Consider the following 18746-nt stretch of genomic DNA (forward strand, 5'->3'; position numbering starts at 1 on the left):
CATGTGGTGGGGTGTCGGCGCGGCGCTGGTCGCCAACGCGCTGTACAGCGTGGGGTTCGTGGTGGAGAAGCGGGCCCTGGGTTCACTGCCGTCCCTGTCGGCGGGCCGGCCGCTCCAGGTGATCCGGGTGCTGGCGACCAGTCCGCTGTGGATCGTCGGCGCGCTGGCGCTGGCGGCCGGGTTCGGGGCGCAGCTGGTCGTCTACCGCGCGCTGCCGATCGCGGCGGCGCAGGGCATCTTCGTCTCCGGGCTCGTGCTGCTCCTGCTGCTGTCGTCGGCGGTGCTGGGCGAGGAGTCGACGGGCCGCGAACGCTATGCGCTGGGCGGGGTCCTGCTCGCGCTGCTGATGGTGGTGGCCTCGGTTCGCGAGGGCGAGGACGTGGTGAGCGGCGGGGCCCCGTGGCCACTGGTGCTGCTGGTCTGCGTACCGGCGCTGGCGGCGGGCGTCTGGCTGTACGTACGTGTCGAGAGCCGGGCGGCCAAACGGCACCGGGTCCCCACGAGCGGCATCGGCTACGGCGTGGCGGTGGGCCTGCTCTACGGGGTCAGCTCACTGGCGATCAAGGGCACGTCCAGCCGCCTGACCAGCACCGACCTGGGCGAGGCCGCGCTGTCGCTGTTCGGGTCCCCGTATCCGTATCTGCTGCTGTTCACCGCGGTCGCCGGTCTCGTGATGTCGCAGGCGGCGCTCCAGCGCTGCCGGGCGTCCCTCATCGTGCCGGTCTGCACCACGGTGACCTGCCTGTTCACCGCCGTCCTCGGGACCCTCGCGTTCGGCGAGAGCCTGCCCGAGGATCCGCTGCTGCTGACCCTGCGGGTGGGCGGCACGGCGCTCGCCCTGTCCGTCCTGCTGGCCATGCCGCGGCACGATCCGCAGCCCGCCGCGGCGCCCTGACCCCCTGACGTACCTTCCGCTGTTGTGCCGATGACTCCCGAGGAGCCCCTGATGCGTCCTGACGACCCGCTGCTGACCATCCTCGCCTGCCCGCTCGACAAGGGCCCGCTGTCCCTGCTTCCCGAGGAGGAGGCGCTGTACAACCCGCGACTGCGCCTGAGTTACCCGATCGTGGACGGCATCCCGCAGCTGCTGCCCTCGTCCGGCCGGAAGGTCGAGGCGGGCGACCACGAGGACCTGCTCACCCGGCTCAAGGCCTCGGCCACGTGACCACGTTCGCCGCGGCGGTGGCGTCCCGGCTGCCCGACGGTCTCGTCGCCTCCGCCGCCGTCGCCCTGTACCCGCGCTTCGAACCCGAGCTGCGGCGGCTCGCCGACTTCTGCCCGGCGGACGGGGTCGCCCTCGACATCGGAGGGTGGTACGGGCCCTGGTCGCGGCGGCTGGCCGCCCGCTGCGCCGAGGTCGTCACCATCGAGCCCGTACCGCATCTGGCGGAGCATCTGCGCCGGACGCTGCCGTCGAACGCCCGGGTGGTCCAGGGCGCGGCGACCGACCGGGCGGGCACGGCCCGGCTGTGGTTCCCGGAGGGCGACCGGGGCGACCGGGGGGTGTCCTCGCTGGCCCGTCGTGACATCCACGCGCACTGCCTGGAGGTCCCGTCGATCACTGTCGACGGCCTCGGGCTGCGCGGGGTCCGCTTCGTGAAGATGGACGTCGACGGCGCCGAGCGGGCAGCACTGCTCGGCGCGGTGGAGCTGCTGCGCCGGGACCGCCCGGCGCTGCTCATCGAGCTGGAGAGCCGGCTCGGCCCGATCGCACCGGCCGTCGAGCTGCTGACCGGCCAGGGGTACGCGGGCTGGCTGCTGGCGGGAAGGCGCTGGATTCCGCTGGAGGGGTTCGACCTGATGGCCCATCAGGCACGGACCGAGCACCTGGTGCACCAGGGCCTGCTGCGCCGGGCCTTCGTCCCGCACCGGGACCGGTACATCAACTCGGTTCTGTTCCTGCCGGACGGGCGGACACCGGGCACGGCCTGACGGCCGCGGGCCCGCGTATCCTCGGCCGGAGGCATGCCGAGCGGAGGATGGCGTACGTGGCGGGCAGCAGCGCAGGGCGGAACGGAACGCGGCCGGGCGGTCCCGGGGGCGAGCGGGCGACGGCTCCGGGCCGCCCGGCGCCCGATGCGGACGCCCGGCCGGAGCGTACGTCGCTCAGCGTCAGGGCCCGGGACGCGGTCCGGCAGCGGATCGTCGACCGCCGCTATCCGCAGGGCGCCCGGCTCGTGGAGCGCGAGGTCGCCGAGGAGCTGCGGATGTCCCGCGTCCCGGTCCGCGAGGCGCTGCGCGCCCTGGTGGGCGAAGGGCTCCTGGAGCTGCTGCCGCACAGCGGAGTCCGGGTACGGCGGCTGGAGCGGGCCGATGTGGAGCATCTGTACGAGGTGTGGGAGCCGCTCGCGGTCCAGGCCTCCCGGCTCGCGGCGCGGCGGGTGGCGGGGGCGGCGCCGGCGGAGCTGCCGGGCGTCACCGCGCTGCGGGCCTCCCTCGACCGGGCGGAGGAGGCGGCGTCGGACGACGAGGGCACGCGGGAGGTCGCGGCTCACACCGCCTTCCACGAGGACATCGTGGCCCTGAGCGGCAACCCGATGCTGGCCCGCACCCTGGAGCAGCTGAGCGGACAGCTCCAGCTGCTGTTCGGGATGCGGGAGGAGCCGCAGCACATGCGGGCCCAGCACGCGGTCATGTTCCGGTGCATAGCGGCGGGCGACGAGGAGTCGGCCGCGGCCAGCACGCTGCTGCACGTGCGGGACAGCCGGGCCGTGGCCCTGCGGTCCCTGTTCGATGACGTCTGACTATTTGTATACCAATCACCCCCACCCCTCGGGGCCCTAACGACTCCAGAGCGCCTTTCCTGCACGTTCTCTGCATGCGCCGGGAGCGGAATCACTCCTTCCCGAGATCAGGACGGTTCTGGTATACAAAATGCTCCCGCCCGTTCGCTTCCGCGACCCAAGGAGCCCTCCCATGTGCGTCGAGAACATCCCGCCCCCTTCCGGCCGGCTGACCAGGCGGGGTGTGCTCGCCGGTGCCGCGGCCCTCGCCGGAACCTCGGCCGTGCCGGCCACGGCGGCCCCCGCCGCGTCCGCGTCGTCCGACGCCCGGCACGGGTCGCCGGGCCGGGGCGGCGATCTCGTCGTCGAGGGCGGCAGGCTGCTCGACCCGGCGACGGGCGAGGTCACGGAGGACGCGGTCGTGGTGATCGCCGGGGGCGTCGTCCGGGCGGCCGGGGCCAGGGGGCGGGTCGGCCGGGTCCCCGTCGGCGTACCGGTGCTGCGGGCCAACGGGCAGTGGATCCTGCCCGGCCTGGTGGACGCGCACATCCACCTCAACACGGCGGCCGAGGCGCGCGACGCGGTCCTCAAGGGCGCGACCAGCGCGCGCAGTGGTTCGACCAGCTTCTACCAGGACATCGCCGTACGGGAGTTGGCCCGGCAGGCGCCGGAGCAGGCACCCCGCCTCCGGGCCGCGGGCGTATTCGTCACCCCGGATCTCGGCGACACGATCCTCGCCGACCCGGACCTCGCGCCCCTCGCCCGGCTGCGGGACGGGGTGCGCTCGGCCGAGGCGCTGCGCCGGGTGGTCGAGGTCAACCTCGCGCGCGGGGCCGACACCGTCAAGACCCGGGTGAACGAACGGGCCGGGCTGCCCGAGCAGGACCCGCTGGTCCAGGTGTACGACCATGAGCAGCTGTCCACGATCGTGACGGCGGCCCGGCGACGGGGCAAGGGGGTCCTCTGCCACAGCTACAGCGAGAAGGGCTGCCACGACGCGGTCACGGCCGGCATCCGCTCCCTGGAGCACGGGGCGTTCGTCGGCGAGCGCACGCTGCGCGAAATGCGCCGCAGGGGTACGTACTTCACGCCGACGCTCACCGCGATCGCCGGGCTCGCCGAGTCCTCGGACCCGGTCCTGGCCGAGCGCGGCCGCACCTATCTCCCGGTCCTGAAGCGGGCGGTCCTGGCCGCGCACGAGTTGGGCGTCCCGCTCGCGGCGGGGACGGACTCCTCGGGCGGTACGGTCGATCCGATCGGCCGCGAGGTGGAACTGATGCACGCGGCCGGACTCTCCGCCCTCGACGCGATCCGCACGGCGACCACGGGCGCCGCGAAGCTCCTCGGCCTCGACTCCACGGCCGGCCGGCTGGCGCGCGGCTTCGCGGGCGACGTCCTCGTCGTGGACGGCGATCCGCTGGCGGACCTCGGCGTGCTGAGCCGCCCGGCGCGCGTGGTCCGGGCAGGGTTCGCGGTACCGGCCGCCTGACCAGGCGTTCCTTCGCCCACCCCTTCGCCCCGCCTTGTTCTTCGCTCCCCCTCTCCTTCCCCTCTCCCCCTGGCCTCCCAGCTCTCTCCGTTCCCCTGCTTCTCTCCGTTCCCCTGCTTCTCTCCGTTCCCCTGCTTCTCTCCGTTCCCCTGCTTCTCTCCGTTCCCCTGCTTCTCTCCGTTCCCCTGCTTCTCCCCCTGCGCCCTTCCCTCTCCTCGAAGGAGTCCCGATGCACGCCGATTCCACCGCATCCGCCACCGCCGGTCTCTCCCGCCGCTCGATGCTGGCCAAGGCCGCCGCCGTCGCGGGCACCGCGGCGACGCTGAGCGCGTCAGCGGCCTCAGGGGCCCAGGCCGCCGAGGCCGGACCCGGCGCGACGGCCGCGACGGCCACCGGGCCTTCCGCCGCCGACCGGATCACCGAGCAGCCCGATCGCACGGGCGGCCACGCCCGCGCCATCGTGTTCACGAACGTCCGGCCCTACGGCGCGCAGCACCCCGTCGACCTCACGGTCGTCGACGGCCTCGTCACCGCCGGCCCCGCCCCGCGGCGCGAAGGTCGTGGACTGCGGGGGCCGGATCGCGCTGCCGACCCTGGTCGACGCGCACATCCACCCCGACAAGACGGCGTGGGGCGAGCCCTGGGTGACCCGGAACCCGGCGAGCACCATCGCCGAGTACACCGCGGAGGACGTGAAGCTGTACCACGCGCTGCGCACCCCGCTGAAGAAGCGCGCGGAACGCCTGATGGGCCATGCCGTCGCCCAGGGCACCCGGGCCATGCGGGCCCATGTCGACGTCGCCCCCGCCTACGACCTGGTGGGCGTCGAGGGCGTCGGATCCGCCCGCCGGGCGCTGCGGCACGCGCTCGACGTGGAGATCGTCGCGTTCCCCCAGCACGGGGTGGTCCGGACGCCGGGGACGAAGGAGCTGCTGGAGGAGGCGGCACGCACCGGGGCGATCGACCGGGTCGGCGGCATCGACCCGATCGGGTTCGACGAGGCGCTCGACGAGCAGCTCGACATCGTCTTCGGTATCGCGGACCGGCACGGCGTGGGCGTGGACATCCATCTGCACGAGCGGGCCGCGACGGGGGTGGAGTCCCTGCGCGCGATCATCGCTCGCACCAAGGCGCTGTCGCTCCAGGGAAAGGTGACGGTCAGTCACGTGTTCTGCGTGCCCGGCCTGCCCGAGCGGGAACTGGACCGCCTTGCGGCCGAGCTGGCGGACGCCGGGATCTCGCTGACCACGGTCGCGCCCTCCTCGGACCTGGTGCTGCCGATCGACCGGCTGCGGGAGCACGGGGTCGAGGTGGGCCTCGGCTCCGACGGCGTACGGGACTCCTGGAGCCCCTTCGGCAACGCGGACATGCTGCACCGCTCGCACCTGCTGGCCTGGGTGCGGGACGCCCGCCTCGACGAGGAGCTGGAGGCGGCGTTCCGGGCGGGGGCCGATGGCGGGGCACGGCTGCTGGGGCTGCCGGAGGCGGACCTGAAGCCGGGTTCGCCGGCCGACTTCCTGCTGGTGCGCGGGGAGTGCCTGCCGCAGGTCGTGGTGGACCTGCCGCAGCGCGAGATGGTCGTGCGCGGCGGGCGGATCGTGGCCCGGGACGGGGAGCTGGCCGGCCACTGACTCGGCGTACGGCCGGGCCCTGACCCGCGTACCGTCGGCCACTGACCTGCGTAGTCGCCGTCACCCGGCCGGGTTGGGGTGACGGCGTGAGAGTGCTGCCGGTCGAGGACGAGGTGCACCGACTGCCCGTCAGTCCATCTGCGCTTCTTCGGCGTTGCGCCAGACCGTCAGATCGACGGTGATGTAGCGGCTCGGGTCGTCGGCGCCCGACTTGCCGCGGTAGGTCACCACGGCGATGTGCCCGGCCTTGCTGAGGACGCAGATCTGCGAGCCGGTCGTGAGCTGGTTGAGCTTCAGCTTCTCCGTGAACCGGGTCTCCTGGCGGCAGACCTCCAGCGAGCCCTTCTGCGAGTTCTTCAGCACGACCAGCTTGCCGTTGGCACTGCCGACCTGCTCGTCGCCGAAGAGGGAGTCCCGGTAGTAGTAGAAGTCCGCGTCGCCGTAGATGACGTTGCTGCCCTCGTTCTCCTTCGGGCGCGGCGGGTTGTCGGCGAGCATCAGCTCGTAGCTCGCCGTCACGTCGATGCCCTGGTAGGAGACGGGCTCGGGGTCCACCGGCTTGTCCCGGCCTTGTCGGCGGAACCGCCTCCGGAGCTTCCGCCCGCGCCGCCCGTCGAGCTGCCGCCGGCGGCCGAGGACCCGGCCCGGCCCTCCTTGCCGGACTTCTCGTCGTCCGGCAGCAGGGCCCCGATCACGCCGAGCACGACCAGCGCGCCGACGACGGACGCGGCGACGACCAGGCCCGTCCGCTTGGGGCGCGGCGCCTGGGGCTGGAAGCCGGACTGCTGGAAACCGGGCTGTTGAAAGCCTGGCTGCTGGAGGCCGGGCTGTTGGAACCCCGACTGCGGAAACCCGGGCTGCTGGAAGCCGGAGGGCTGGGGCGGCGGGGTGGGGTGCCCCTGCGGGTACGCGTGTCGCTGCCACGGACCGGGCGGCACGCTCCCCGGGGCTCCGGGAGCACCCGGCGTTCCGGGCCCGGTCTGCGTCGGCGCGGAGGCCACCGCGTAACCGGTCGGAGTGTGGTGGGGGCTTCCCGGCGGCGGGGTCGGCGGGTTCCCCGGGGCGAATTCGGTGGGCGTCGGCGCGGCGCTCGGCTGCGGGGGCGGCGTCGGCGCGGGGGCGGGCATCCGCAGCCGCTCGGTGATCGACCCGGCGACCGCCTGCGGGAGCCAGTCCTCGCCCTGGCGCAGGGGCTCGGGCGAGATCTCGTGGCACATGCGGATGACGTCGGCCAGGGCGGGGCGGTCGGCGGGGTCGCGGCTGAGGCAGCGGGTGACCAGGGGGCGCAGTTCGTCGGGCAGCCGGCTGAGGTCGGGGTCCTCGTGGACGATCCGGTAGAGCACCGCGTGCGAGGGGCCCTCTCCGAACGCGGGCGCGCCGATCGCGGCGTAGGCGGCGATCTGACCCAGGGCGAAGACGTCGGTGGCAGGGGTGACGGTGCCGGCCGCCGCCTGCTCCGGCGCCATGAACGCCGGGGTGCCGACGCTGACGCCCGTACCGGTCAGGGCGGTCGTGTCGGCGGCCCGGGCGATGCCGAAGTCGATGACCCGCGGGCCGTCGGAGGCGAGCAGGACGTTGGCGGGCTTCAGGTCGCGGTGCACGATTCCCGCGCCGTGGATGACCCCGAGCGCCTCGGCGACCCCGACGGTCAGCAGCAGCACACTGCGCAACGGCAGCCCGCCGTGCCGGGCCACCGCGTGCGCGAGCGACGGGCCCGGCACATAGGCCGTGGCCAGCCAGGGCTGCGCGCCCTCCGTGTCCGAGTCGATGACCGGCGCGGTGTACAGCCCCTGCACCCGCTGCGCGGACCGCACCTCCTGCTGGAAACGCCGCCGGAACTCCGGGTCCTCGCTGAACTCGGCCCGGATCACCTTGAGCGCCAGGGGCCGGCCGCCGGGCGTGTACGAGAGGTACACCTTGCCCATGCCGCCCGCGCCCAGCACGGCGGCCAGCCGGTATCCCCCGACCACCGCCGGGTCGTCGGCCTTGAGCGGCTGGAACGGATCGGTCGAAGACGCGCTGCTCATTGAAGAAACCATCCCCCTGGTCACGGCAGTCCGGAGCCCGCACGTGCCCCGAAGATCAGACGAGAGCGTAACCGAATGCCGGGCGGGCATCCGCCGTGCGTGCGTCGGCCGGAGGACCGGCCTTGCCGCACCCCGGCGCCGGGTCCATCCTGGTGCCATGGGTGACCAGGCCGGCCCCGAGCCGACGGTGTCCGTCCGGCAGGACCTCCGGTTGCTGGAGGCCGCCGGGGCGCACCCGGGCGGCGCCTCCGTACAGCAGTTGGCCCGGGCGGCCGGGATGCCGGAGCTCACCGCCCGGCGGCTCCTCCACGAACTCGCCCGGGACGGCTATCTGGACGAGTTCGACGACGGTGCGTTCGCCCTCCACGAGCGAGGCCCCGGGCTGCGGCCCGCCGGCGACGGCCTGGCGTCGCCGGAGCACATCCGCCCCCTGCTGTCCTCGTTGCGCGACAAGCTGTCCGCCGCCGTCTATCTGACGCTCTACGACGAGGGCGAGATCCGGGTCCTGGAGATCGTCGACAGCCCGCGGACCCCCCGGGTGAACGTCTGGGTGAGTTTTCAGGAGGCCGGGCACGCGACCGCGCTCGGCAAGAGCGTGCTGCGCGAGCTGGACCCGGAGGCGCGCGCCAACTACCTCGCCCGGCACTCCCTGGCCGACCTCACCCCTCGCACGATCACGCGCCGGGAGGAGCTGCTGCGGGAGCTCGACGCCCCCGCCGGCCCGCTCTCGATGGACCGGGGGGAGTACTCCCGGGGTACGACGTGCGTGGCGGTGCCGGTGTACAGCGCGGACCAGGTCGGTTCGATCGGCATATCGTTCCGGTCGGACCGGATGTACCGGACCACCGAGGTCAGGAAGCGGTTGCTGGAGTCGGCGGTACGCGTGACCCGGCGGCTGACGCTCCCGGAGTGCTGATCACCCCGGCCCCTCAGCCGGTGACGATGCCGGCGACCAGGTTGATCGTGGTGGCCAGGATGCTCGCGCCGAAGATGTAGGACAGCAGGCAGTGGCGGAGGGCGACCGCGCGGATCCTGGAGGTGGAGACGTTGTTGTCGGAGACCTGGTACGTCATGCCCAGGTTGTAGCTGAAGTAGAGGAAGTCGATGTAGCGCGGCGGTTCCTTCATGTTGAAGTCGATCCCGCCGCCGGGCGTCTGGTGGTAGATGTACGCGTAGCGGGCCGTGTACATCAGATGGAGCGCCGCCCAGGACATGAACACGCCGCCGAGCGCCAGGGCGGCCGCCGTGTGGCTCAGGTCCGAATCGCCGATCAGCAACAACAGCACGATGCCGACCAGACCGGACAGGGCGGCCGTGACGACGACGAGTTCCTCGGCGACGGGCCGGAACTCCTCGCGCCGGGCGTTGTCGTGCGTCGCGGCGGCGTCCATCGGCCACAGGACGAGCCACCCCGTGACGACGAAGACGGTCTGGGCGAGGGCTATGCCGACGAGGAAGCCCAGCGGCACGTTGGTGAGGAGGACTCCGACCAGTACGCCGACGGCGGCTCCGACCAGCGCGGAGCCCGCGAGCCGGGGGACGGCGGGGAGCAGCATCCGACGGTACGTGTTCATGTGATTCAGATGGTTCATGTGGGGCCTCACGTGGCTGCCCGGGGAGTCTGAGCCCTGTGCCGCGAGGCGTTCCCCGCCCTCGGGCCCGGACCATGCCAGCGTAGGCGCGGGTGATCCGCCCCGCAGCTCCGCAGCGGCGTCGGAGCAGTCCCGGAGGGGGTGCCGGAGCAGTCCCGGGCGGTGCCGGAGCCGACCGGCAACGGCCCCCGGAGCCGACTGGCAGCCGGGAAACCCCGGCATAGCCTGCCGGAAGGACCCGTTACGCCCCACCATGTCCATCGACCCGCCGTATTCGCAGGTGAAAGGGTGGAAGCGCCGTGAGCATCGACAAGGACGTGAGCGCCGGCCAGGAAGGGCAGGAGTCCCCGGAGCCCCGGGTCGGTCCCGTCCCGGAGGGCGATCCGCAGTTCCGGCCCTACCACCACCCCGCCGCCGGGTGGGGAGCGGCGAAGAGCGTGACCCGCTTCCTGGTGGAGGAACGCGCGCTGGTGGACGGCCCGCGCGCGATCATGCGGATGAACCACGAGAACGGCGGCTTCGACTGCCCCGGATGCGCGTGGCCGGACGACACCAAGGGCCTGCACCTGGACATCTGCGAGAACGGCATCAAGCACGTCACCTGGGAGATGACGCCCAAGCGCGTCGGGCGGGAGTTCTTCGCCGCGCACTCGGTGACCGAGCTGTACGGGTGGAGCGACTACGAGCTGGAGAACCAGGGCCGGCTGACCGAGCCGATGGTGTACGACGCCGAGTCCGACCACTACGTCCCCATCAGCTGGAGGGACGCGTTCGAGCTGGTCGGATCCGTTCTGCGCGGGCTCGACAGCCCGAACCGGGCGGCGTTCTACACCTCCGGCCGACTCGGCAACGAGGCCACCTTCCTCTACCAGCTGATGGCCCGCGAGCTGGGCACGAACAACCTGCCGGACTGCTCCAACATGTGCCACGAGGCCAGCGGGCGGGCCCTCCAGGCTTCCCTGGGCACCGGAAAGGGCACGGTCGACCTCAAGGACTGGGAGTCCGCGGACGCCCTGTTCATCCTGGGTGTCAACGCCGCGTCGAACGCGCCCCGCATGCTCACCGCCCTCGCCGAGGCCGACCGTCGCGGCGCGCAGATCGTGCACGTCAACCCGCTGGTCGAGGCGGCGGCCACCCGCACCATCGTGCCGCACGACTTCACGGACATGGCGCTGTACAGGACCACGAAGACCAGCACGCTCAACCTCCAGCCGCGCATCGGCGGTGACATGGCGCTGCTGCGTGGCATGGCCAAGGCGGTCCTGGAGAAGTCGGCGAGCGACCCCAAGGCCCTGGACCGTGCCTTCATCGACCGTCACACCACCGGATTCGAGGAGTACCGGGAGCTGTGCGAGGCCACGCCCTGGGAGGAGTTGGAGCGCCAGTCCGGGCTGGGCCGCGCCGAGATCCTGAAGGCGGCGCAGGTGTACGGGGAGGCCGACCGCTCCATCATCAGCTGGTGCCTGGGCCTCACCCAGCACGAACACGGCGTCGACACCGTCCGCGAGATCGTCAACCTCCTGCTGCTGCGCGGCAACCTCGGCAGGGAGGGCGCGGGCCCCTCCCCCGTACGCGGACACAGCAACGTCCAGGGCAATCGCACCTGCGGCATCGACCACCGCCCCACCGAGGCCTTCCTGGACCGGCTCGCCGAGGCCTGCGGGATCGACCCGCCCCGCGAACACGGCCTGGACACCGTGCGGACGATCCGGGCGATGCGGGACGGCGAGGTGAAGGTGTTCGTCGGGATGGGCGGCAACTTCGCGCTCGCCGCACCCGACACCGCGGCGACGTACGCGGCGCTGCGCTCCTGCGACCTCACCGTCCAGGTGAGCACCAAGCTCAACCGCAGCCATGTCGTCCACGGCCGCGCGGCCCTGATCCTGCCGTGCCTCGGGCGCACCGAGAAGGACCACCAGCGGGGCGGCGTCCAGAGCACCTCGGTCGAGGACTCGATGAGCATGGTCCACATGTCCGTCGGGATGAAGCGCCCCGCCTCCCCGCACCTGCTGTCCGAGCCGGCCATCATCGCGGGGATGGCGCGCGCCGCTCTGCCGGACAGCGAGACCCCCTGGGGCTGGTACATCGAGGACTACGACCGGATCCGGGACACGATGGCCGAGGTGCTGGACGGCTTCGAGGACTTCAACCGCCGGGTCCGGCTGCCTCTCGGCTTCCGGATCAAGCAGCCCGCCCGTGAGCTGGTCTTCCTGACCCCGTCGGGGCGCGCCGAGTTCTCCGCGGCCCCGCTGCCCGACGTGGTGCCCGAACCCGGCACCCTGGCGCTGGGCACGATGCGGTCGCACGACCAGTGGAACACCACCATCTACTCCGACAACGACCGTTACCGGGGCATCAAGAACCTGCGCACGCTGCTCTTCATGAACCGGGCCGACATGCGCGAGCGCGGGATCGCCGACATGGGGCCGGTCGACATCACGAGCACGGCGAAGGACGGCAGCCGGCGGTTCCTGAACGGCTACACGGCGATCCCGTACGACATCCCGCGCGGCTGTGCGGCCGGCTACATGCCGGAGATGAACGTGCTCTGCGCGCTGGGCGACTACAGCACCCAGAGCGACCAGCCGATCATGAAGCACGTCAAGATCACGGTGGTGCCGGGCGTCTGAGGATCGGAGATCGCGGCCGGACGGATGTGGCGGCCGCCCTGGAGCGGCCGCCGGAAGGCTGAGGGCCTTGTCGGCCCCGGCCCTTGAGGGCTTTCGCCGGGACAGGGCGACGGCCCTAGTCGGTCTTCTTCTTCCGGTTCCTCCCGTCCGGGGCGAGGCCCATTTCCTCGCGGTCCTCCTCCAGGCGCTCGTCGAGTCGCTTCTCGTCCGGGCGGCGGGGCATCCCGCGGCTGTGTCCGGTGTCGGGGTCGCCCTCGACCTCTTCGTTCGACTTGTGGTGGTGACGGGACATCGCTCACTCCTCGCCGTCGGGGGCGTCGGCGGCGGGGGGCTCCCCGGCGCCGTCGCCCTTGCGGATGGTGCAGTGCAGGGAGTCGTCGACCACGTCGGCGACGATCGTGTCCCCGGGGTCGGCTTCGCCGCCGAGCAGCAGAGAGGCGACGCGGTTGTCCAGTTCCGTCTGGATGGTGCGGCGCAGCGGGCGGGCGCCGAACTCCGGCTGGTAGCCGTGGGCGACCAGGAGCTTCTTCGCCGCCTCGGTGACCTCCAGGGTCATGCCCTGGGCGTGGACGCGGTGCTTGCTGCGGTCCAGAAGGTGGTCGACGATCTCCGAGAGGTCGTCCTCGGTGAGGCTGTGGAAGACGATGATGTCGTCGATGCGGTTGAGGAACTCGGGGAGGAACCGGCCGCGCAGGTCCTCCATCAGCTCGTCCTTGAGCTCGGCGGCGTCGCCCTCGTGGGCGAGGATGCGGTGGGCGCCGATGTTGGACGTCATGATGACGACGCAGTGGCGGAAGTCGACGGTACGGCCCTGTCCGTCGGTGAGGCGGCCGTCGTCGAGGATCTGGAGCAGCGTGTTGAAGACGTCGGGGTGCGCCTTCTCGACCTCGTCGAACAGGACGACGCTGTAGGGGTTGCGCCGCACCTTCTCGGTGAGCTGGCCCGCCTCGTCGTAACCGACGTATCCGGGAGGCGCTCCGACGAGCCGGGCGACCGTGTGCTTCTCCTGGAACTCGCTCATGTCGAAGCGGATCATGCGGTCGTCCTGGCCGAACAGCAGCTCGGCCAGGGTCTTGGCCAGCTCCGTCTTGCCGACGCCGGTGGGGCCGAGGAAGAGGAACGAGCCGACGGGCCGGTTCGGGTCGCCCATGCCGGCGCGGTTGCGGCGTACGGCTTCGGAGACCGCGGTGACGGCCTCGTCCTGGCCGACGATCCGGGCGTGCATCTCCTCCTCCAGCTTGAGGAGCTTCTCCTTCTCGCCGGCGGTGAGCTGGGAGACCGGGATGCCGGTGCGGCGGGAGACGATGTCGGCGATGTCGGACGAGGTGACCGAGACGACGCCCTCGCGGCGCTCCTCGATCCCGGCCAGCTCGCCCTCGACCTCGGAGATCTGCCGCTTCAGGTCGGATGCCTTCTCGAACTCCTCGCCCGCGACGGCTTCGTCCTTCTCGCGCCGCAGTTTGGCGAGGCGGTCCTCGCGGCTGACGACCTCGGTGGACCGGTTCGCGCTGCGCAGCCGTACGCGGGCTCCGGCCTGGTCCATCAGGTCGATGGCCTTGTCGGGCAGGAAGCGGTCGCTGATGTAGCGGTCGGACAGCTCGGCCGCCGCCGTGAGGGCCCCGTCGGCGAAGCGGACCTGGTGGTGGGCCTCGTAGGCGTCGCGCAGCCCTTCGAGGATCTGTACGGTCTCCTCGACGGTGGGCTCCGGCACCAGGACGGGCTGGAAGCGGCGCTCCAGGGCGGCGTCCTTCTCGATGTGCTTGCGGTACTCGTCGATCGTCGTCGCGCCGACGACGTGCAGTTCGCCGCGGGCCAGGGCGGGCTTGAGCATGTTGCCCGCGTCCATGGAGCCCTCGCCGGTGGCGCCCGCGCCGACGACCGTGTGGAGTTCGTCGATGAAGAGGATGATCTCCCCCTCGGCCTTCTGCACGTCCTCGATGACCTTCTTCAACCGCTCCTCGAACTGGCCCCGGTACTGGGCTCCGGCGACCATGCCGGACAGGTCCAGGGAGACGACGCGCTTGTCCTTGAGGGTGTCGGGGACCTCGCCCGCGACGATGCTCTGGGCCAGGCCCTCCACGATGGCGGTCTTGCCGACGCCGGGCTCGCCGATGAGGACGGGATTGTTCTTGGAGCGCCGCGAGAGGATCTCGATGGTCTGCTCGATCTCCTCGGCCCTCCCGACCACGGGGTCGAGTTTCCCCGCCTTCGCTTCCTCGGTGAGGTCCCGGCCGAACTCGTCCAGGGTCGTGGCCGGCTGCTTGGCCCCGCCGGAGGCCCCGTCCGACCCCGCGGCCCGGTCGGCCGCACCGCGCAGCTTGCCCACGTCGAGGTCGTCGGACCCCAGGAACCGCCCGGCGCCGGAGTCCGCGTCGTCGATGAGCGCGCCGAGGATGTGCTCGGGTCCGATGTAGGACACCCCGGCGGCCTGCGAGCGGGCGTAGGCGGCGGTGAGGGTCCGCTTCGCCGCCGGGGTGAGGCCCGGCTCGGCGGACGGCTCGGCGGACTCCCGGGCAGCACCTCGTCGAGCCGCGCGGCGAGCGCGTCGGGGTCGACCCCGGCCCGGGACAGCAGCCCGCGCGAGGGTTCGACCTGGGTCGCCGCCCACAGCAGATGCTCGGTGTCGAGGTCCGCGGTGCCGTCCTCGGCGGCCTTGCTCGTGGCCCGGCCCAGCAGCTCGTGGGAGGACTCCGTCAGCAGCCGCCCGATCGGGACGCGCTGCATCGCGGGGGCGAGGAGGCGGGCGACATACCGAAGAACCGGTTCAGCAGATCGCTGAACGGATCGGAGGGACCGAGGGGTGAACCGAACGCCATCGACATGTCAGCTCCAGCGGAGACGGGAGGGTCTCCCCCACTGAAACGCGATGCCCACCACCCCGCAAACGGAGCGGCCCCGCCCCTGCGGATCCGCGAGCTGGAAAGCACGATCGACCGGCTCCGGTCGACGCACCGCGCGACGGATCCGGTCTTGCTCGATGCGCGGATGCGACTCGCCGAGATCACCGGGGAGTCCGGCGACACGCGCGGGGCGATCACCCTGTACCGGACGCCGGCCGGAGAGTGCCGGGAGGATCTCGGCCCGTATGACACCCGCACCCTGGACGCGTTCGAGGCGATGGCCCGATGGATCTCCGGCTCCGGCCGGTAGCGCCCTGACGCCGGCATGGGTCCGGAGGAGCGCTCCTCCGGACCCATCACGCGCCTGCGGCGGCTCTAAGAGGGCTACTGCCCCATCTCGTAGGCCCCCGACAGCGCCTCGACCTGCTCCCAGATCCGCGCCGAACGGGCCGCGTCGACGACCGGCCGCCGGACCGCACCCAGCGCCCACTCCTGCTGGGCCTCGGTGGCGGAGTCCTTGCCGTGCAGTTCGACGGCGTGCGCGGAGAAATCGCGGACGAGCACGGCGAACAGCTCGTCCAGCAGGTCCTCGTCCAGGCCGGTCAGCCGGGCCTGCTCCAGGATCAGCTGGCCGTGGACGACGAGAGCGAAGAGCTGGCCGACGGCGAGGAGGAGGTCGAGATCTCGGCTCTGCTCCTCGTCGGGGGCGGCCGTCTCGACGAACGTGCACAGGGCGTCCGCCTGCTCGCGGAAGCGGGCGACGTTCGGCACCTCGGCGTACGCGTCGAACGCGGTGCGCCAGTCGTGGAAGCGTACGGAGCCGAGGCCGCGCGCCGGCCCCTGCCGGAAGAGGAACGCGTCGTCGGCGGCGTCGAGGCGGGTCGGGACGGCCGGGTAGTCGACCGGGTTGAGCAGGTGGTTGTGCATGAACTTCAGGATCAGCGCGAGGTTCACGTGGACCGTGCCCTCCAGCTTCGGCAGGCCCCGGATCTCGATGGCGGCCTGGGCGAAGTAGTTGTCCTTCTCGAAGCCCTTGGCGGCGATGACGTCCCACATGAGGTCGACGACCTTCTCGCCCTCCGTGGTCACCTTCATCTTCGTCATCGGGTTGAAGAGCAGGTAGCGGCGGTCGTCGGGCCCGGCGGAGCGGAAGTAGTCGACGGCGCGGTCGCTGAACAGCTTCATCCCGACGAGCCGGACGTAGGCGTCGGTCAGCTCGCGGCGCACGTGCGGGAAGGCGGTGACGGGGCGGCCGTAGAGGATGCGGTTGCTCGCGTGGGTGACGCCCTCGTACATCGCGTGCTCGCAGATGCCGATGGAGGCGGTGCAGAGGTTGAACTTGCCGACGTTGACGGTGTTGAGCGCGGCGTCGAAGGCGGCGCGGCCGGTGTGCAGGATGTCGGCGGAAGCGACCGGATAGTTCTCCAGGCGGAACTCGCTGACGTACTTGGAGGAGTCGACGACGTTCTTCACGAGCTGGTACGCCTCGTGGCGGCTGTCGGCGGCGAAGAAGACGTAACCGTCGGGGCCCTCGACGTCGGTGCGGCGGCCGAAGACGGAGACGAGACCGGCGGCGTTGCCGTTGCCGATGTAGTACTTGGAACCGGAGGCCCGGAAGCCGCCGTCGCCGTCCGGCGTCAGCAGCATGTCGGTGGAGTAGATGTCGGCACCGTGGGTCTTCTCGGAGAGACCGAAGGCGAACACCTCGCCCTGGGAAAGGAGTTCGGCCGCCCGAGCGCGGGCCTCGGCGTTGTCGCTCTGCCAGACCGGACCGAGCCCGAGGATGGTCACCTGCCAGGCGTACCAGTAGTCGAGGCCGTAGAAGCCGAAGATCTCGTTGAGGGCGGCGATCCGGGCCGTGTCCCAGCGCTGGTCGTCCTTCCCCGCGGCGGAGGCGGGGGTGAGGAAGGTGGCGAACAGGCCCTCCCGCGCGGCGAAGTCGAGGAAGTCGCCGAGCCAGGCGCGGGAGCGGTAGTCCTCGATCAGCCGGCGCTTGCCGCGCGCCTCGAACCAGTCGACGGTGGCACGGAGCAGCCTGCGGGTCTCCGGGTCGAAGTGCTCGGGGTCGTAGGTGCGCGGGTTGAACAGGAGCGACGCGGAGTCGGCCATGGCGGATGCCTTCCGGGAGGGTGAGGGTTTCGTCGGTGGTACGGCGGTGGCGGGCGGTGCGCCGTTCAGGCGCCGGGGCCCGCGGCGTCGAGCCGGTGGAGCGTGGCGAGTACGTCGTCGAGCCAGGCGATCGTCATGCGCTCGTACGCGATACCGCCCCGCAGCACGACATGCTGGAGTTCCTGGCCGGCGTCCTGCGGCGCGGGGGCTTCGGGCCCGGTGAAGTCGCGCACTTCCCCGGCGAGGTAGTGCGCGAGCCGGTCGCGGTGCACCTGGCGGTGGCGCTCGACCTCGTCGATCAGGGCCGCCGGGTCGTCGAAGGCCGCGCCCCGGATCTTCACGGCGAGGTCGTGCCGCAGGCTCTCCGGCTCGATCGGCTTGTGCAGCCACGCGGCGAGGGCGGTGCGGCCGGACCCGGTGACGGAGTACTCCTTCTTGTCCGGCCGGCCCTGCTGCTCCACCTCGCGGACCAGGAGGAGGCCGTCGGCCACCATGCGGCCCAGGACGCGGTAGATCTGCTGGTGGGTGGCGGTCCAGAAGTACCCGATGGACCGCTCGAACCGCCGGGCCAGCTCATAGCCGGAGCCGGGCCGCTCCAGCAGGGAGACGAGGATCGCGTGGTCGAGGGCCATACGGCGATCCTTCTATGCAACTCGTTGCATAGACAAGTCGTGGGGCCCGGGTGAGACACGGCTCACCCGGGGCCCCACCGCCGGAGGGTGTTTCGGCCGGACATGGAGGGGCACCCAGTGCCGTGGCCACCGTCGAGCAGAGAGGCAGCACCATGACGAGGGACGGACAGCCGCAGGACCCGAACCAGCTCCACCCCCGCCCGGACTTCCCTCAGCAGGACCAGGAGCATCCGGGCTGGACCGGCCCCATGGACCCTCCGCCCGACCACGGAGAGGACTCCTACCGGGGCAGTGACCTGCTCGTCGACCGCAAGGCCCTGATCACCGGCGGCGATTCGGGCATCGGCCGTGCGGTGGCCCTGGCCTTCGCGCGGGAGGGCGCGGACGTGGTGCTGACCTACCTTCCCGAGGAGGAGAAGGAGGCCGCCGAGACGGTCCGGCTGGTGGAGGAGGCCGGGCGGAAGGGCGTGGCGGTCGCCTGCGACATCCAGGACGAGAAGCAGTGCCGCTCGCTCGTGGAGCGGGCCGTGTCCGAGAGCGGCCGCATCGACATCCTGGTGAACAACGCGGCGTACCAGATGTCCCAGCCCGACGGGATCTCCGCGATCTCGACCGAACAGTTCGACCGGGTGATGCGCACGAACCTGTACGGGATGTTCTGGCTGTGCAAGGCCGCCCTTCCGCACATTCCGGCAGGTGGCTCGATCATCAACACCACCTCGGTGCAGGCGTACAAGCCGAGCCCGCATCTGCTCGACTACGCGATGACGAAGGGCGCGATCGTCACCTTCACCCAGGGCCTCGCCCAGATGCTCGCCGCCGACGGCGTCCGCGTGAACGCGGTGGCCCCCGGGCCCGTCTGGACACCGCTCATCCCGGCCACGCTGCCGGACACCGCGGAGTTCGGGAAGCAGAGCCCCCTGGGCCGCCCCGCGCAGCCCGCCGAGATGGCACCGGCCTATGTCTTCCTCGCCTCGGCGAACGCCTCGTTCATCACCGGCGAGATCATGAACGCCACCGGCGGCACGCCCCTTCCCTGAGCCGACGACGAGCGTGATTGGCCCGTAGTACAT

At 71.9% G+C, this 18746-nt stretch carries 15 protein-coding genes and 2 pseudogenes; 10 read left to right on the forward strand and 7 right to left on the reverse strand.

Translation table 11 applies throughout. The features are described from left to right. The first annotated feature begins 1 nt into the window (after nt 1). The 6 genes and pseudogenes from CCZ36_RS02145 (at nt 2) to CCZ36_RS02170 (ending at nt 5843) form a co-directional block, all read left to right on the forward strand. Entirely contained in the window at nt 2–895 is an 894-nt protein-coding gene (locus CCZ36_RS02145) for a hypothetical protein (RefSeq protein WP_069739617.1), read from the forward strand. A 51-nt stretch (nt 896–946) separates the two neighbouring features. After that, on the forward strand, nt 947–1165 hold the full coding sequence (locus CCZ36_RS02150; protein ID WP_069739618.1) for a Trm112 family protein: 219 nt from the start codon (nt 947–949) through the stop codon (nt 1163–1165). Continuing rightward, nucleotides 1162–1932, forward strand: coding sequence for an FkbM family methyltransferase (locus tag CCZ36_RS02155; RefSeq protein WP_128816927.1), 771 nt, complete (start codon nt 1162–1164; stop codon nt 1930–1932). The genes CCZ36_RS02150 and CCZ36_RS02155 overlap by 4 nt, the downstream gene beginning before the upstream one ends. A 47-nt stretch (nt 1933–1979) precedes the next feature. Beyond that, complete coding sequence (locus CCZ36_RS02160) at nt 1980–2744, forward strand: GntR family transcriptional regulator (protein ID WP_069739620.1); 765 nt, start codon at nt 1980–1982, stop codon at nt 2742–2744. A 172-nt stretch (nt 2745–2916) separates the two neighbouring features. Further along, entirely contained in the window at nt 2917–4212 is a 1296-nt protein-coding gene (locus CCZ36_RS02165; RefSeq protein WP_069739621.1) for an amidohydrolase family protein, read from the forward strand. 229 nt (nt 4213–4441) lie between these two features. Continuing rightward, nucleotides 4442–5843, forward strand: a pseudogene (locus CCZ36_RS02170) (amidohydrolase family protein). A gap of 129 nt (nt 5844–5972) precedes the next feature. On the opposite strand, the gene CCZ36_RS36860 reads toward CCZ36_RS02170, so the two are convergent. Both CCZ36_RS36860 and CCZ36_RS02175 read right to left on the reverse strand, forming a co-directional pair. Continuing rightward, nucleotides 5973–6398, reverse strand: coding sequence for a hypothetical protein (locus tag CCZ36_RS36860; protein ID WP_443069784.1), 426 nt, complete (start codon nt 6396–6398; stop codon nt 5973–5975). Beyond that, nucleotides 6359–7870 (reverse strand): protein kinase domain-containing protein, encoded by a 1512-nt coding sequence (locus CCZ36_RS02175; protein ID WP_443069785.1) that lies wholly within the window; start codon nt 7868–7870, stop codon nt 6359–6361. The genes CCZ36_RS36860 and CCZ36_RS02175 overlap by 40 nt, the downstream gene beginning before the upstream one ends. A 157-nt stretch (nt 7871–8027) precedes the next feature. On the opposite strand from CCZ36_RS02175, the gene CCZ36_RS02180 reads away from it, so the two are divergent. Beyond that, complete coding sequence (locus CCZ36_RS02180) at nt 8028–8786, forward strand: IclR family transcriptional regulator (protein ID WP_128816928.1); 759 nt, start codon at nt 8028–8030, stop codon at nt 8784–8786. A 13-nt stretch (nt 8787–8799) separates the two neighbouring features. On the opposite strand, the gene CCZ36_RS02185 is transcribed toward CCZ36_RS02180, so the two are convergent. After that, nucleotides 8800–9444: a DUF1345 domain-containing protein gene (locus CCZ36_RS02185; RefSeq protein WP_069739655.1), complete on the reverse strand. Its 645-nt coding sequence runs from the start codon at nt 9442–9444 to the stop codon at nt 8800–8802. A gap of 317 nt (nt 9445–9761) precedes the next feature. Here CCZ36_RS02185 and CCZ36_RS02190 point away from each other — a divergent pair, with 317 nt between their 5' ends. Beyond that, a complete protein-coding gene (locus CCZ36_RS02190) occupies nt 9762–12092 on the forward strand; it encodes an FdhF/YdeP family oxidoreductase (RefSeq protein WP_237302576.1) in 2331 nt (776 codons plus the stop codon). A gap of 115 nt (nt 12093–12207) precedes the next feature. Here the strand turns inward: CCZ36_RS02190 and CCZ36_RS34675 are convergent, their stop codons facing one another. Next, entirely contained in the window at nt 12208–12384 is a 177-nt protein-coding gene (locus CCZ36_RS34675) for a hypothetical protein (protein WP_164873475.1), read from the reverse strand. Between the two features lie 3 nt (nt 12385–12387). Then, nucleotides 12388–14914: pseudogene (locus CCZ36_RS02195) on the reverse strand (ATP-dependent Clp protease ATP-binding subunit). Nucleotides 14915–15077: 163 nt separating this feature from the next. Between CCZ36_RS02195 and CCZ36_RS02200 the strand changes: the two are divergent. Next, complete coding sequence (locus CCZ36_RS02200) at nt 15078–15242, forward strand: hypothetical protein (protein ID WP_164873476.1); 165 nt, start codon at nt 15078–15080, stop codon at nt 15240–15242. Between the two features lie 74 nt (nt 15243–15316). Here the strand turns inward: CCZ36_RS02200 and CCZ36_RS02205 are convergent, their stop codons facing one another. Together CCZ36_RS02205 and CCZ36_RS02210 are read right to left on the reverse strand one after the other, a co-directional pair. Beyond that, nucleotides 15317–17041 (reverse strand): acyl-CoA dehydrogenase family protein, encoded by a 1725-nt coding sequence (locus CCZ36_RS02205; RefSeq protein WP_128816929.1) that lies wholly within the window; start codon nt 17039–17041, stop codon nt 15317–15319. Between the two features lie 65 nt (nt 17042–17106). Continuing rightward, complete coding sequence (locus tag CCZ36_RS02210; protein ID WP_069739627.1) at nt 17107–17673, reverse strand: PadR family transcriptional regulator; 567 nt, start codon at nt 17671–17673, stop codon at nt 17107–17109. Nucleotides 17674–17825: 152 nt separating this feature from the next. Here CCZ36_RS02210 and CCZ36_RS02215 point away from each other — a divergent pair, with 152 nt between their 5' ends. After that, nucleotides 17826–18713 (forward strand): SDR family oxidoreductase, encoded by an 888-nt coding sequence (locus CCZ36_RS02215; protein WP_069739657.1) that lies wholly within the window; start codon nt 17826–17828, stop codon nt 18711–18713. Nucleotides 18714–18746: the final 33 nt, after the last annotated feature.

Origin of the sequence: Streptomyces sp. S063, from assembly GCF_002832675.1 — a bacterium.
Taxonomy (GTDB): Bacteria; Actinomycetota; Actinomycetes; order Streptomycetales; family Streptomycetaceae; genus Streptomyces; species Streptomyces sindenensis.